General features: G+C 59.6%; 13 protein-coding genes. 11 read left to right on the top strand and 2 right to left on the bottom strand.

All coding sequences use genetic code 11. From position 1 onward, the window contains the following. The first annotated feature begins 76 nt into the window (after window positions 1–76). Together C7G42_RS12620 and C7G42_RS12615 are read left to right on the top strand one after the other, a co-directional pair. Window positions 77–757 (top strand): hypothetical protein, encoded by a 681-nt coding sequence (locus tag C7G42_RS12620; protein ID WP_106949289.1) that lies wholly within the window; start codon window positions 77–79, stop codon window positions 755–757. A 96-nt stretch (window positions 758–853) separates the two neighbouring features. Continuing rightward, a complete protein-coding gene (locus tag C7G42_RS12615; protein ID WP_106949288.1) occupies window positions 854–3,154 on the top strand; it encodes a bifunctional DNA primase/polymerase in 2,301 nt (766 codons plus the stop codon). Window positions 3,155–3,275: 121 nt separating this feature from the next. Here the strand turns inward: C7G42_RS12615 and C7G42_RS12605 are convergent, their stop codons facing one another. Beyond that, window positions 3,276–4,082: a COG4705 family protein gene (locus C7G42_RS12605; RefSeq protein WP_106949286.1), complete on the bottom strand. Its 807-nt coding sequence runs from the start codon at window positions 4,080–4,082 to the stop codon at window positions 3,276–3,278. 608 nt (window positions 4,083–4,690) lie between these two features. Here C7G42_RS12605 and C7G42_RS34760 point away from each other — a divergent pair. The 4 genes from C7G42_RS34760 (at window position 4,691) to C7G42_RS12595 (ending at window position 6,231) form a co-directional block, all read left to right on the top strand. After that, window positions 4,691–4,942 (top strand): hypothetical protein, encoded by a 252-nt coding sequence (locus tag C7G42_RS34760; RefSeq protein WP_147250244.1) that lies wholly within the window; start codon window positions 4,691–4,693, stop codon window positions 4,940–4,942. Further along, window positions 4,942–5,427 (top strand): hypothetical protein, encoded by a 486-nt coding sequence (locus C7G42_RS34755; RefSeq protein WP_147250243.1) that lies wholly within the window; start codon window positions 4,942–4,944, stop codon window positions 5,425–5,427. Before C7G42_RS34760 ends, C7G42_RS34755 begins: the two co-directional genes overlap by 1 nt. After that, complete coding sequence (locus C7G42_RS12600) at window positions 5,424–5,735, top strand: hypothetical protein (RefSeq protein ID WP_106949285.1); 312 nt, start codon at window positions 5,424–5,426, stop codon at window positions 5,733–5,735. Before C7G42_RS34755 ends, C7G42_RS12600 begins: the two co-directional genes overlap by 4 nt. 127 nt (window positions 5,736–5,862) lie before the next feature. Continuing rightward, window positions 5,863–6,231: a hypothetical protein gene (locus C7G42_RS12595; protein ID WP_106949284.1), complete on the top strand. Its 369-nt coding sequence runs from the start codon at window positions 5,863–5,865 to the stop codon at window positions 6,229–6,231. Window positions 6,232–6,439: 208 nt separating this feature from the next. Here C7G42_RS12595 and C7G42_RS12590 read toward each other — a convergent pair whose 3' ends face one another. Beyond that, complete coding sequence (locus C7G42_RS12590) at window positions 6,440–8,473, bottom strand: ATP-binding protein (protein WP_106949283.1); 2,034 nt, start codon at window positions 8,471–8,473, stop codon at window positions 6,440–6,442. Window positions 8,474–9,288: 815 nt separating this feature from the next. On the opposite strand from C7G42_RS12590, the gene C7G42_RS12585 reads away from it, so the two are divergent. The 5 genes from C7G42_RS12585 (at window position 9,289) to C7G42_RS12565 (ending at window position 13,029) form a co-directional block, all read left to right on the top strand. Next, complete coding sequence (locus C7G42_RS12585) at window positions 9,289–9,687, top strand: hypothetical protein (protein ID WP_106949282.1); 399 nt, start codon at window positions 9,289–9,291, stop codon at window positions 9,685–9,687. A gap of 123 nt (window positions 9,688–9,810) precedes the next feature. Beyond that, window positions 9,811–11,688 (top strand): molecular chaperone HtpG, encoded by a 1,878-nt coding sequence (gene htpG, locus C7G42_RS12580; RefSeq protein WP_106949281.1) that lies wholly within the window; start codon window positions 9,811–9,813, stop codon window positions 11,686–11,688. Window positions 11,689–11,808: 120 nt separating this feature from the next. Then, window positions 11,809–12,090 (top strand): DUF3551 domain-containing protein, encoded by a 282-nt coding sequence (locus C7G42_RS12575; protein WP_106949710.1) that lies wholly within the window; start codon window positions 11,809–11,811, stop codon window positions 12,088–12,090. Between the two features lie 32 nt (window positions 12,091–12,122). After that, window positions 12,123–12,395, top strand: a complete 273-nt coding sequence (locus C7G42_RS12570) for a DUF3551 domain-containing protein (RefSeq protein ID WP_106949711.1) — start codon at window positions 12,123–12,125, stop codon at window positions 12,393–12,395. A gap of 145 nt (window positions 12,396–12,540) precedes the next feature. Beyond that, window positions 12,541–13,029: a hypothetical protein gene (locus C7G42_RS12565; protein ID WP_106949280.1), complete on the top strand. Its 489-nt coding sequence runs from the start codon at window positions 12,541–12,543 to the stop codon at window positions 13,027–13,029. Window positions 13,030–13,036: the final 7 nt, after the last annotated feature.

Raw genomic sequence — 13,036 nt, 5'->3', positions numbered from 1 at the left:
AGGAATGGCATGAGGACGAAGTGCATGCGTGGCTAGATCAACGCGCGCGGCTCCTCAATTTGGGAGTAGCGCCGCGATGAGCACCCAATTCACGTATACCCGCAAAGCGACGCCCGCTGAAGCAGCGGCGATCCGTGCTAAGCGTGCCAAGCGCAACGCGCTGACGAACGAAGGGCGGGCGGCGATCAGTGCCGCCGTTGCCCAGCAAATCGGCGCGCTCCCGAAGGCGACCGACGGTGCGCCGGGCATCGATGGTGACAACGGATGGTCTCCGGTGCTGGCCATTGTGGAAGACGGGGAGCGCAGAGTCGTCGCCGTCGCAAGATGGGTAGGGGGAGATGGTCCGCCGCCAGACACTGGCTTCATCGGGCCGGACGGCATCCTAAACGATATTGCGGGCGCGACCGATGTGCGGGGCTCGCCCGGTGCGCGAGGCAAGATTGGCGCAGACGGCAAGGACGGCGCGGTTATCTTCACCGAGACCCGCAATCCCAAGGTCAACGAAGGTGCGGAGGGTGATTGTTGGCTCAACTCTAAGTCGGGCGATTTCTTCCGCAAGGAGAAAGGCGCTTGGAAGCTGAAGAGCAAACTCCGTGGGCCTCGTGGCTTCGCAGGAGTATCCGGCCGCGACGGCGGAAACACGGTGATCCAGCCCGGCGGAGACGGGGGCTCTTCCATCCTCTTCGGTAGCGGACCGCCGCCTTCGGGCGGCGTTGTGGGCCAAGAGATTTTGGTTGGCAGCGGCCCGCCAACGTAGCGTGCATCGCACGACGCACACCGAGACAGTGAATTCTTGAATCAAAAAGCCGGGGCCGCATTGCCGTGCGGGTCCCGGCGGGAAAGCTCTGTCGAGATGAAGAAGACTGATTATAATCATTCGCTGGACGCGGAAAAAGTAGCAATTGATGTTGACCAGCTTGCACGCCACGTGCCCGCCCATGGGACATTCATCCCGCTCAACGGCAAGCGTCCGATTCACGGCTGCTGGACCAAGCGCCCCTATAGTTCGGCGAAAGTGCTCGCATGGTGTCTTGAGCACAACCACAATGTAGGTGTTCGGCTGCCCGCGTCCGTCGTTGTGGTGGATATTGACCCCCGGCACGGCGGAAATGAGGGCTGGGACAACCTTTGCTTTGAGTATGGGCTTGACGATGCTGCTTGGCCTTGCGTCGTCACGGGCAGCGGCGGGCGCCACTTCTACTTGACCAAACCCGCAAACGTGGCCGTGCTGGATACGCTGAAGGACTTTCCGGGAGTCGAGTTCAAGAGCAAGGGGCGCCAAGTCGTCGCCGCCGGTTCAATCCATCCGGATACCGGCCGTCATTATGTATGGAAGGAAGATGGGCCGGACCCGGCCGTGCTGCCCGATGCGCCCGACGAACTGTTGCGGGCGATCAAGCGCCCGGAGCGTCCGCCCTCGCAATCGGCAAGCGGCGATGAACTGGACCAAGAGCAGGTCGCGGCCGTGCTCACGCGCATGGACGCGACCAACTACCGCGACCACGACAGGTGGTTACGCCTCATGATGTCGGTGCACAACGCAAGCAATGGCGACGCCCGGCAGGAGTGGATTGATTGGTGCATCAGCGATACGCAGTATGCGGACCAAGCCGACGCAATCGGACGCCGTTGGGATTCCCTGCACACCCAGCGCGCGGAGGGCACCATCACCATCGGCACATTGCGGCACTTCCTCGCCGAAGAGGGGGCGCTTGATGCCCTGCCGCCTGATCAAGAAGCGGCGCGTGACGATTTTAGCGATGGGTTCGAAGACGACTCTTGGATGGACGGCCCGGCCGACGACGAGCCCATTAAGCTCAATGACGTGCGCGCCGAAAACATCGATCGAACGTTCCGGCTTGTGAACATTGGTGGCAAGGTGCGCATCACCTACATGGGCAAATCGCAGTTGGACCGCAGCGTGCGCGTGCCGGAGATTTGGGCTGTGGAGGACCTTCGCAACGCCCTGCGCAACAGGTTTATCAGCGTCGAGTCTAAGACAACTAAGGAGGATGGCGCCGAGCAAGTTGCCATCAAGCGCATGCCGCTGGCGGATTGGTGGCTTACCAAGCGCGACCGCTACACCTACGACGGCTTCGTGTTCGATTCCAATCTCCCGGACGCGGGTGACGAGATTAATCTTTGGCGGGGCTTCGGCGTGAAGGACGGTCCCGGGGGGGATTGGAGCCGTATGCGCGACCACATCGGCGACGTAATCGCCAGCGGTGACGAAGCCAGCTACCATTACATTCTGCGGTGGCTGGCGTGGGCCGTCCAGAATCCCACGAAACAAGCGGAAGTCGCGGTGGCCCTGATCTCCGAAGAGAAGGGCACCGGCAAAGGGTTCGTAGGCCGGGCCATGTGTCGCCTGTTCGGCGCCCACGGCCTCCACATTGCCAATCGTGGGCATTTGCTGGGGCGGTTCAACGCTCACTTCGCGCAAGTGGGATTCCTGTTCTGCGACGAAGTGTTGTGGCCCGGCGCGAAGGATGACGAAGGCGTGTTGAAAGCGCTGATCACGGAACCGGAATTGCTGATCGAACCAAAGGGCGTCAACGCCTTTCGGGCCGTCAACGCGCTTAAGCTCATGATCGCGTCCAACGAAAAGTGGGTGGTGCCAGCCTCCGGTAACGAACGGCGCTACGCCGTCTTCGAAGTGTCGGCGGCACGTGCGCGCGATCATGCTTATTTCGGGCGGATCAGTGAACAACTACGCAGCGGCGGTTATAGCGCGATGCTGCATGACCTCCGAACCATGGAGCTTGACGGTTGGCACCCCCGGCAAGGTATCCCCGAAACGTCGGCGCTTGCCCGACAGAAGGAGCTAACGGCCGAACCGGAGGTGCAACTCTTGGGGGACATCCTCGCGTCGGGATATCTGCCACAGCAATGCCGAAAACCGAATCGCGTCCGCGCTAGTTGGTTCTACAAGCACGCGCGCGAAACGGCCAAAGGGCTGCAATGGTGGACCGATCACAAGTTCGCCGACTTCCTGCAAGGCGTCGGCGCCGTGCGGACGCACTCAAACGGTATTGTGTGGGCCTTCCCACCCCTTGATCAGATGCGGCGCGAATTCCGGCAACGCTTCCTTTGGTGGCCTCCGTTCGACGGCAGCGTGACAGAATGGCAGAGCGAGTTGGAAGATAGTGATTAGCCTATCAAATTAGGGCGTGTTAAACCCGCGCTGCACTTCGTATGAGGTCCGCTCTGCCTCTGATAGCGGCGCGTTGGCACACCTCACCCTAGGTCCGAGATGGGCCATAAGCGGCCTTGGGCTACTCGGTCCTTGGCTGCGAATTCCAATCGACGGGATGTCGTCCGGGCCGCTGCGGCAGGATCGCAATAAGCAAGACAATTGCAGCAAGAAGGACAAGCGAGGCGAGAGACCGACTTAGAGAGAGCCCACCATGGCTGACGGGTTTATCAAGAAAATCTCCAACCGTGGCCCCAAGCGGGCGCGTCAGAATGAAGGCGGCCCAGAACAGAATGACGCGCGAGACCGTGCTCAAGTAGTACAGCGCGGCGAGCACAGCCAACCCTGCACCGAACAGCAAGGCGCCTCCGTCGTAGCCCAGCCCGGTGTCATCGGCGATCCAATCTCCGAGAGCGGTCCCCAAGGTCTGCGAAAACGCAATCGTGATCCAATAGAATAGCTCAGCCTTTGGCGAGGTTATCGCGTCCACATTTACCGACCCCAAAGTCAGGTACCACGCGACGAGCGAGCCGAGCACGCAAGCGATTAGAATTGATGAGCCTCCTATATAGCCGATGCCCAGCGAGCGGTCGAAGAAGTCCGCCATCGCAGTGCCAACGGTGGTGGAAGCCACTATCGCCAGCCAGTAGACCCATGGGTTGAACCGCTTGGTAGATATCTGGGCGATCACGGCCGCGACGAAAATCGTCAAAAAGATTGCTGTTCCGACCAGATACCCGCCGTTTTGAGCGTTCTGATCTGCGTGCAGCCAGCTCATGGTCACGGCGTCGCCACCCGTTTCTCCCAACGTGGTGGCAAGTATTTTGATCACCCAAAAGCCGAGCGTAACGGCGGGTACTTTGCTTATAAGATCATCGTCGCGGAACATATTCGTCGCACTCTTCCATAGTCGCCGCCAAGAAGGATAGAACGCCCCAAGCAGGTGAAATGGCGGCGTGCTAAGATCCGATCACGGCAATGTGCAGGGACCGCTTTGGGTCACAAGCCGCCGATCACGCTCAAGATGGCAGACTTCCGCTGTGCGTCGGTAAGCCGACGTTGATGAGTACACGCCCTATTCGGCTTCCACTCCCTCCAAGGTCCTTCCGCTCTAACCCACTGATACTACTATCTTTGGAAAGACTGGAAGGAGTGGAATAAGTTTAAAGATCACAGCAGCCAAACTCAATTGCCTAAGAGAACTTGGGGCTTCCGAACCTTCCAGTCCTTCCATAATGCAAGAAGTAACTTGCGGCACAGCGACTTCTTGCGGAAGGACATCCTTCCATTCTCCTTCCATTTGGAAGGCCCTGCGGGCGCATAGGTCTCAACGCCTTTCAAATTAATTTGGGTGGTGTCTCGCGGGTCCTCCGACGACGCAGCGCAATGCGGGCAATACGGAGGCGCGGGCCTCTCGCAGCTACAAACGTTCTTCGTTCTGCCTAACTAGCCATTCGTTACTGGAATCGCGTTAGCGCTCCGCTGTACGAATGCTAGATGAGCAACGCAGGTAAAAAAATCGTCGACTACCTTTATGCGCGGCGGGAATCTGAATTTGACTCAGCGATGTCACCGCCCGCTGATCGCGCGCATTCGCGCGAACTTCTTGCCGTGGCAGAGCTTGAGCCGACGCGCCACAACATCCTTTGGCTTCGTCGGCTCATGAGTAACCTCGGTTGGGTTCCAAGCGGCAATATCCGCATCAACGGAAAGCAAGGATACGGCTACTGCCGTGGGGAGTTCGGCTAATGGCCGGAAAGGCCATTACCCACCGCCGCATGGACAAGCATGTGAGAGGAATTAACCAACGCTTGAAGTCGCACGGCGTTTGCCGAAACCCTGTTTTCGAAAACGGGCGGGGTGGCTTCTCGTTGCTTCCTCGATTTATCGTGGTTTCGCACCACGCGTTTTTGAAAACGCCGCACGATTCTAAAAAAAGACGCGCAGGAACGCGCCTTTTCAAAAAGGCGAATCGTTATTGCGCTTGTCGGGCGCCGTCGGCTAGTTGCGCGGGGACGGTGAGGCAGGGAGAAAGAAGAATGTATCGCGCAAAACTAACTGTGGAGTTTGTGGCTATCGGTGATCGCGTGGAGTTTTGGGGGCGCCCGTACAGCGGGCGTGCCCGGTGCGAGGCTGATGCAAAGCGCAGCAGCGGACGAATGAAAAGGGTGTCGCGGCGTTTTGGTCGCGGGCGGCTTCGTGTCGATTTGAAGATTGTGGAGATTGCAGCGTGACGGTTATTGGCTTTCCGAGATTAAATAGGCGCTTCCTTGCGCTCCCTACCGTGCGGGAGATGTTGATTAGCGGCTATCCTGTTGCCGTGATCGCGGACGTGCACCGCGAATGGGTGAACGGCGCGGACCCGTCGGACGCCTTGTTAGCACGACTTCAACAAATGACGCCGGAGGAGCGCGCGGCGCACGAAGAGCGCGCGGAGGCATTCCGCTATTTCCGGACGTGGCGTTGGACCGACAAGGAATGGCGGCAGACGGCGCCACTCTTTGTTTCGTACGATGAACGGCGGCACCATACATCATCGTGATGCCTTAGCCGACCCTGGACAGCGCATCTTCGGTGCTGGATGATGAGCGCGGACCTGTGTAGGTCAGAGGCAAAACCAAAGCGCACATTAGAGCCTTGGGGGAGCAGTAATGCGGACGAGATTAGTTATGGTATGCCTCTCAATCTGCGGGGCGGCGCAGGCGCAGCCGATCACGCTCATATGCAACGGCAATCTCAATGCCGACGGAAAGCAGGTCAATATATCAGGCGAGTCAGCAATAGTTGATCTCGAAAAGCTCACGTTCAAGCCTCCGCTGTATTCCGAGTTTCCCATAACAAGGGTCGCTGAAAACGATCTGTCTTTCGGGAGCGAATTGCCGTCGCTCTCTACGTGGGGGAGCCTCGACAGAGTGTCCGGCACATTGACGATGAATGTTCTGCGGCCAGACGAGCGCAAGAAGTTGCAGGCCGGCGGCTCTGCTCATTTCCTCACGTGGATGTCGGCGAAGTGTGCTCCGGCCAAGCGAATGTTCTAAGTCGTAACTCGCAGGAACCTCGCGCGTTGCATCGCGCGGCGACGGAGGACTGAGGTATGGCGAAGAAGGCCAAGAAGAAAGCGGCGCGCGGCCGCAAGCAAGATCGGGCGCGCGCCGCAGGCCCGGCTTCATAGACGCAAACCATCAGTTAGCCGGTTTCCCAACTCGACCTGACCGGATCACAGGCTGCGCTGTTGGTACGCAGCGCTTACAAGAGACCGAGGCGGGAGAAGAACGCTTCGTTGCGCACTCTCGCATCGTGCAGCACCTTGTCATAGGGCACGACTTCTACGGTGGCATTGTGTTCGCGCGAGTAGCCGAAGAACCCCTGGCCGTCCGCCGTCGGGTTGTTGGCGACTGAAGTTCGAATAACCTTCTTTAAGGTCTCTGTAAAATCGGCAACTACAAAGCAAATGAACCGGGTAGATAGGTCAATCGGCTTAATGATTTTCCCCGCGCGATCTTTGACAGCGGTCCCCGACCTGAAAACGTCCACGTAGTCCAATACTTGAGCAACCGGACTGCTGTTGCCATCGTAGTCATCGCGGCCGGGACGCTTGAACTCAACAATTACGATTGGCTCGTCACGGCCTTCCCGCTGGAATGCAAGAGCGCGTTCGAAGACGATCGCAACATCGGGTTCTTTGGTGCTGTCGGAGCCATCTACATATGTCTTGAACGGCTTATCCGAACGGAAGAACGTATAGAAGGCGAGGCGGTCGTCCAAAATCCATAGATTGTGCTGATTGTAATCGAGCTCTTCTGAGCTTGAGCGTATCGGCACAATGAGTTCGTGGATGTATTCTTCTTTGTAGTACCGTTGCTTTTCTTGATCAGCGAATGCAAGGGATGAATCTAGGAGCTCCAATATTTCTTTGCGGCGCACCACGTATTCAGCGAGGGAGCTTTTCTTCTCGTTGTTGAGGGCCTTGGTGATGCGCTGGATATCTTGCTCTAGCTGTTGCACTCCATCATTCTTCAGTGAAGTGATTTCGCTGTCGAGTTTCCGCTTTGCGCGTAGCTTCCGCCGACTTAACTCCAAGAAAATGTCTTCCTCACCTTGCGTTCCGAGGCTCAGATTGTTTTCTACGAAGTCGCCAAGTGAGTCGCGGAAGGGGAGAAATTGCGGATTTGCTCGGATTAATCTGTCTGTCGTCTCCATCTGGCGAGTTCGAATTTCAACGATGTACTCAGATAGAAACCGCTTAGCAGAATCCACAGCGGCCTTGTGAATCAGCTTTCCGCCTTCGTCGCCGAAGGTGAAGCCGGTACGCTCTTGGTTAACATGCGCGTCAAGGTATTTGCCCACAACGAGGCCGACATAGACGCAGTCGCGATCTTCACCGACGTATTTTAATCCTAGTTGGCTATCGATGGGCTCTTGCTTAGCAACGCGCCCGTTCCCCGCTTGAAAAAGCCAATGCAATCCGCCGCTATCGTGGAAACGCAGTTGCTTCTTCAAGAGGACGTGAAAGATCTCAAATTCGGAGTGCTCGTCCAGGCCAAGAGGCAGCGGGAGAGACACTGGTTCAACATCGTTGCGACTCTGATTCTCCGTGTAGAATGCTCTCAGGTCGATTGTCTCGGCGTCGGATAGGGTGATGCGAGGTAGCTTGCCCACCGCGAAATAACTCAAGAAATGGCCCACGACCTTTGCCGCTATCGTCCCGGTGCGCTTGGGGCAATGCGCATCGTATGGACTGAGAAACGGAGCGAGTTTTACCTCTGTTCCGTATTTGAAGCTGTGAGGGGCGACTGTTACAGTGTGTCTTGCGATGGGGTTCTCTTGTTTCAGAGAAAAGCTGAAGGACCGTTGCATAGGCTTGCCGTCGCGCTCGAACCAACTCCGGATTTCACAGTCTCCGAAAGTTTTCAACCACGTAAGCCGACCGACGCCCTTCCCGCCCTTGGATATTTTGTAGGGCGAATCCGACGTGCGGAAAGACTTCATGTTGGCGTCGGACAACCCAATTCCATTGTCACGGACCACGAAGCCGACAACAGCCGCGTCTTCTTGCTGCCCTGATCGTAAAACCTCGATTTCAATTTCTCCAGCGTCTGGGAAGTTGTCCCCATAACGGGCTTCAACGGCATGAAGGGAGTTCGAAATGGCTTCGAATAGTGGAATTAACGCGTTTGCAGGGGATGCTGGCAGGCTAAGGTTTCGCACCCGTCCGCGCAGGTCGAAGAGAAATGCGGGCCGCTCGTCCGTTTCGCTGAAGCCCGTCTCAACCAAAGTCATCAATGTCCCCCGGCAATAAATCGCGATTGTCGGGCCTGAGACCTACGGTTGCAAGATCGCTCGCGGAAGTTTCCCCGATTGTGTCGCGCCCAACCTGTCGGACGGGCGGTGGTGGAGCGCGCCACTGTCTTAAAGACGGTCCTGCCGTTCGCGTACGCGTTGACCGCGCGCAGTCCGTCAAGGCGCGCGGCGGGCTATGCACACCCCGTCCACAGATTCCACAAAGCGGGGCATTGCAGGCGGATGTGCGTTGCGAGTCTTACCCGGCATGTTGACACTACCGGGCATGTGCTCACGGCGATTCGTAACGGCTTCGCGACGATGTGAGCGCTAGGAGCGGAAGCCATGCCGTCCGCACGATGACACCGGCTCCCGCTCCAATGGCTCCCCGGAAGGCGGCGGCTCTACTTGCAAAGGTGGAGTCGCCGCCCGCGAGTCAGGAAAGACTATCGCCAAGAATTCGGCCCGCCTAGTGGTTCTCCACAACGCAGTGCCAAGCTGGGAAATTTGCGGGTGGGGTAGAAGGTGGGGTTGGGTGCAAAAAGCTCTTCTAAGGCATTGATGTAACTTAGAAAAAAGCAGGGCGCGACTGGCATCACCACAGTCGCGCCCTACGTCGCCGGCTTATGGGGCAGGGGGGAATAGCCGGCTGTTGAGACGACTCCCGCCTGCGCGAGACGTTCCACGCCGTGCGAAATATTTTGCGCACGCTGTCCCGGATATAGGACACGGTTAAGTGATCGTAACCACTGAGAACCCCTGATCCTTCACCGGCGTTGTTCCCCCGATCGCCATGGGGCGAGGGATCGACAGCCATGTCACAGATTTACAAAGCAATTTTCGGGGCCGCCGCGATTACATTCGCGCTCGGGGCTGCGCAACTGGCCTCCGGCCACGATCTGGCCGACCGTTGGAAGACGGTCGCCGACAAAGCCGATCAGCCCGGCCACAATATCAACCGCTCCGGAAAGTCCGACCGGCTCGCCGACATCAAGCAGGGCGTTCCCACCCGCACCGTCTCCATGCGGCTGAACGACCTTCCCTCTACGTCAGTGCTGCTCCGGGTCCCCGCAGTCATCGAGACCGGCAGCGCCAAGCCGCCGCTCACGCTGCAGAAGCAGGGCCGAAACAAGCCGACCATCGCCTGCGAGCCGATGGTCAGCTCCCTGACCGAAGTGGCCAAATTGCTCCAGCCCGGCCGCTGCGTGACCTGATCCGCATGGCCCTCCATGGGCAATCCGCTCGTCCGCCGGAAGGGGGACCGTTCACGTCCTCTTGATCCCATCTCCGATCGCGTTATACCCCGGGTTCCTCCTTATTCTTGACCGGGTAAACGCATGACGACGTCAGACACGGCTGCGCATACGCAGCCCTTCCAGGCCGAGGTTTCCGAGCTTCTGCACCTCATGGTGCACTCCGTCTATTCGGAGACGGACATCTTTCTGCGCGAGCTCGTTTCAAACGCCTCGGACGCCTGCGACAAGCTGCGCTACGAAGCGATTGCAAATCCTTCCCTGCTCGGCGAGGGCGACGCGCTCAAAATCCGCATCATCCCGAACAAGGCGGCCGGGACGCTCACGATCGCCGACAACGGCATCGGCATGGAGCGGCAGGAGCTGATCGACCATCTCGGCACCATCGCCCGCTCCGGTACGAAGGCGTTCGTGTCCAAGCTGAAGGAGGCCAAGGACGGCCTCGGCCTGATCGGCCAGTTCGGCGTCGGCTTCTATTCCGCCTTCATGGTCGCAGAGAAGATCGTCGTGGTCAGCCGCCGCGCCGGCGAGAGCGATGTCTGGACCTGGACGTCCTCCGGCGGCTCCGGCTTCGAGATCGCACGTGCGAGCGACGAGGAAGCGGCGCGGGTGACGCGCGGCTCCGAGATCGTCCTGCATCTGAAAGACGACGCCAAGAAATATCTCGAGGCTTTCGAGATCGAGCGCATCATCGGTGCCTATTCCGACAACATCCTGTTCCCGATCGAGCTGGTGCCGGAAGAAGGCGAGCCGCGTCAGATCAATTCGGCGAGCGCGTTGTGGCAACGTTCGAAATCCGAGCTGACGGCGGACGACTACAAGAAGGCCTATCAGCAGATCGCATCCGCCTTCGACGATCCCGCGATGACGCTGCACTACCGCGCCGAGGGCCGCTACTCTTACGCCGTTTTGCTGTTCGCGCCCTCGACGAAGCCGTTCGACCTGTTCGAGCCGAACCGCAAGGGCCGGGTGAAGCTCTACGTCCGCCGCGTCTTCATCACGGACGATGCCGATCTGCTCCCGGGATATTTGCGCTTCATCCGCGGCGTCGTCGACAGCGAGGACCTCCCGCTCAACATCTCCCGCGAGATGTTGCAGAACAATCCGCAGCTGGCGCAGATCCGCAAAGCCGTGGCGACCCGCGTCGTGTCGGAGCTCGAAAGCCTGGCCGAGAAGGATCCGGAGAATTTTGCAAAGATCTGGGACGCCTTCGGCGCGGTGCTCAAGGAAGGCATCTATGAGGATTTCGAGCGCCGCGAAAAGCTGCTGGCACTGTCGCGCTTCACGACGACATCGGGCGAGAAACGGTCGCTGAAGCAGGTTATCGCCGATTTCAAGCCGAACCAGACCGAGATCTATTATCTCGTCGGCGACAGCATCGAACGGCTGAAATCCAATCCGCGGCTGGAGGCTGCGACCGCGCGCGGCATCGAGGTGCTGCTGCTGTCCGATCCGGTCGATGCGTTCTGGACCTCGATGCCGTCGGAGTTCGACGGCAAGCCGCTGAAGTCGCTGAGCCAGGGCGATCTCAATCTCGACCTGATTCCGCGCGTCGACGACCCCGACGAGGCAAAGAAGGACGAGCCGGAGGCCGACGAAGCGGCCACCATCGCCGTTATCAAGGCCGCGCTCGGCGAGCGTGTCAGCGACGTCAAGGCCTCAACGCGCCTCACCAGCTCGGCCTCCTGCCTCGTCGCCGACAGCCAGGGCCCGAGCCGCGAACTCGAGCGCATCCTGTCGCAGCAGAACCGCGGCATGAAGACCAAGCCGATCCTGGAGATCAATCTGCGCCATCCGATGGTGGGCGCGATCACCAAGGCGCAAGCCGGCTCGAAGGCGGTCGACGATCTCAGCCTGCTCCTGCTCGAGCAGGCGCAGATCCTGGACGGTGAACTGCCGGAGGATCCGGCCGCGTTTGCGGCGAGGCTGAACCGGCTGGTGTTGCAGGGCCTCGGCACCTAGCGCCGCGGTCCAAGCACTCACCTTGCCGTCATCTGTCCCAGGAACAGTCGCCGCCGGCCTCGTGTTATGCCATAGCAGGCCGTCGGCATCAGCCGGGCCGTCGATTCGAGGATGAAGTCCATGCGCTTGCCGATTCTGACTCTCACCGCGATTGCCGCGCTGTTCGTCGCGGCAGATGCCAGCGCCCAGACCTACGATCCGAACTACCCCGTGTGCATGCACGTCTACACGCCCGGCGGCTTCGGCGGTGGCGGCGGCGACTATTTCGACTGCTCCTTCACCTCGCTGCCGCAGTGCCGTGCGACCGCGTCGGGCCGTTCGGCAAGCTGCGACGTCAACCCCTACTACCGCTTCGACCAGCCGCCGCAGCAGCCGCGCCGGCGTCACAAGAAGCAGCATTAACGCCCGCGATGCAGGGTATCGGAAAATTGTTCATGCGCTTCTCGTTCGGCCTGATCATCATCGCCGGCACGCTGCTCACGCCCGCGTCCTCGCATGCGCAGACCTTCGATCCGCGGTACCCCGTCTGCATGCACGTTTACTCAGGTGCGAATGGGGGAGGCGGGGAGTGGTACGACTGCTCCTTCACCTCGATACCGCAGTGCCGCGCCACGGCCTCCGGCCGTTCCGCGATCTGCGATCTCAACCCGTATTATCCGGCCCACGTGCCGGCATCGTACCATTTCCCCAAGACGCGCGGCCGCTAGCCCTCGAGCTTCCCGTCGGCCACGAAGGTTGAGCCAGGTCAACGCGTGCAGCTGCGTTCCCGGACACTTTCGGCGCGCAGCCCGACGTCAGGAGTCCGGCATCATGCCGGCCTTCAGATCGGGCGCACGACGCGAGGAGATTTCCATGAACAGGTGCACCCTTACGGCGCTCATTGGCTCGACCCTTGTCATGATCGCTTTCCAGCCCGCCCGCGCGGACGTGATCGCGCGTTACGAATGCAGCCTTGCCGGCTTTTTCACCCAGGAGCCGATTGGCGACCGTCCCGATCACAATCTGGTGGCGCAGGATTATGTCTGCGTCGGCGTCGAGGGATTGCTGAAGGGCGCGGTCTATTCCGCGTCGAATGTCGTCGAGTGGGAGGGCACCAAGGCGACGATGGTGATCGGGGGCGGCGTGCACCGCATTCCCGGCGGACGCCTCGTGACACAGCTGACCGAAGGCTCCGCCCAAGCCGTGATGAAAGACGGCAAGCTCGTGGGGGTCGAATCCTTGGGCAAGGGAATCGTCAAGTTCGCATCCGGCCCGTTCGCCGGCTTGAACGGCAAGACGGTCGGATTCGTCACGAAGCCGATCAATCCGATCCGGTTCAATCTCGAATTCACGGCGGATTGAGGCTGCG

The organism is Bradyrhizobium sp. MOS003 (genome assembly GCF_003020125.1).
Taxonomy (GTDB): domain Bacteria; phylum Pseudomonadota; class Alphaproteobacteria; order Rhizobiales; family Xanthobacteraceae; genus Bradyrhizobium.
This window is presented reverse-complemented; position numbering and strand designations above follow the sequence as displayed.

Bases quoted from the DNA above. Each gene is read 5' to 3' on its own strand.
- C7G42_RS12620 (WP_106949289.1), top strand. From the start codon at position 77: ATGAGCACCCAATTCACGTATACCCGCAAAGCGACGCCCGCTGAAGCA.
- C7G42_RS12615 (WP_106949288.1), top strand. From the start codon at position 854: ATGAAGAAGACTGATTATAATCATTCGCTGGACGCGGAAAAAGTAGCA.
- C7G42_RS12605 (WP_106949286.1), bottom strand. From the start codon at position 4,082: ATGTTCCGCGACGATGATCTTATAAGCAAAGTACCCGCCGTTACGCTC.
- C7G42_RS34760 (WP_147250244.1), top strand. From the start codon at position 4,691: ATGAGCAACGCAGGTAAAAAAATCGTCGACTACCTTTATGCGCGGCGG.
- C7G42_RS34755 (WP_147250243.1), top strand. From the start codon at position 4,942: ATGGCCGGAAAGGCCATTACCCACCGCCGCATGGACAAGCATGTGAGA.
- C7G42_RS12595 (WP_106949284.1), top strand. From the start codon at position 5,863: ATGGTATGCCTCTCAATCTGCGGGGCGGCGCAGGCGCAGCCGATCACG.
- C7G42_RS12590 (WP_106949283.1), bottom strand. From the start codon at position 8,473: ATGACTTTGGTTGAGACGGGCTTCAGCGAAACGGACGAGCGGCCCGCA.
- C7G42_RS12585 (WP_106949282.1), top strand. From the start codon at position 9,289: ATGTCACAGATTTACAAAGCAATTTTCGGGGCCGCCGCGATTACATTC.
- htpG (WP_106949281.1), top strand. From the start codon at position 9,811: ATGACGACGTCAGACACGGCTGCGCATACGCAGCCCTTCCAGGCCGAG.
- C7G42_RS12575 (WP_106949710.1), top strand. From the start codon at position 11,809: ATGCGCTTGCCGATTCTGACTCTCACCGCGATTGCCGCGCTGTTCGTC.
- C7G42_RS12570 (WP_106949711.1), top strand. From the start codon at position 12,123: ATGCGCTTCTCGTTCGGCCTGATCATCATCGCCGGCACGCTGCTCACG.
- C7G42_RS12565 (WP_106949280.1), top strand. From the start codon at position 12,541: ATGAACAGGTGCACCCTTACGGCGCTCATTGGCTCGACCCTTGTCATG.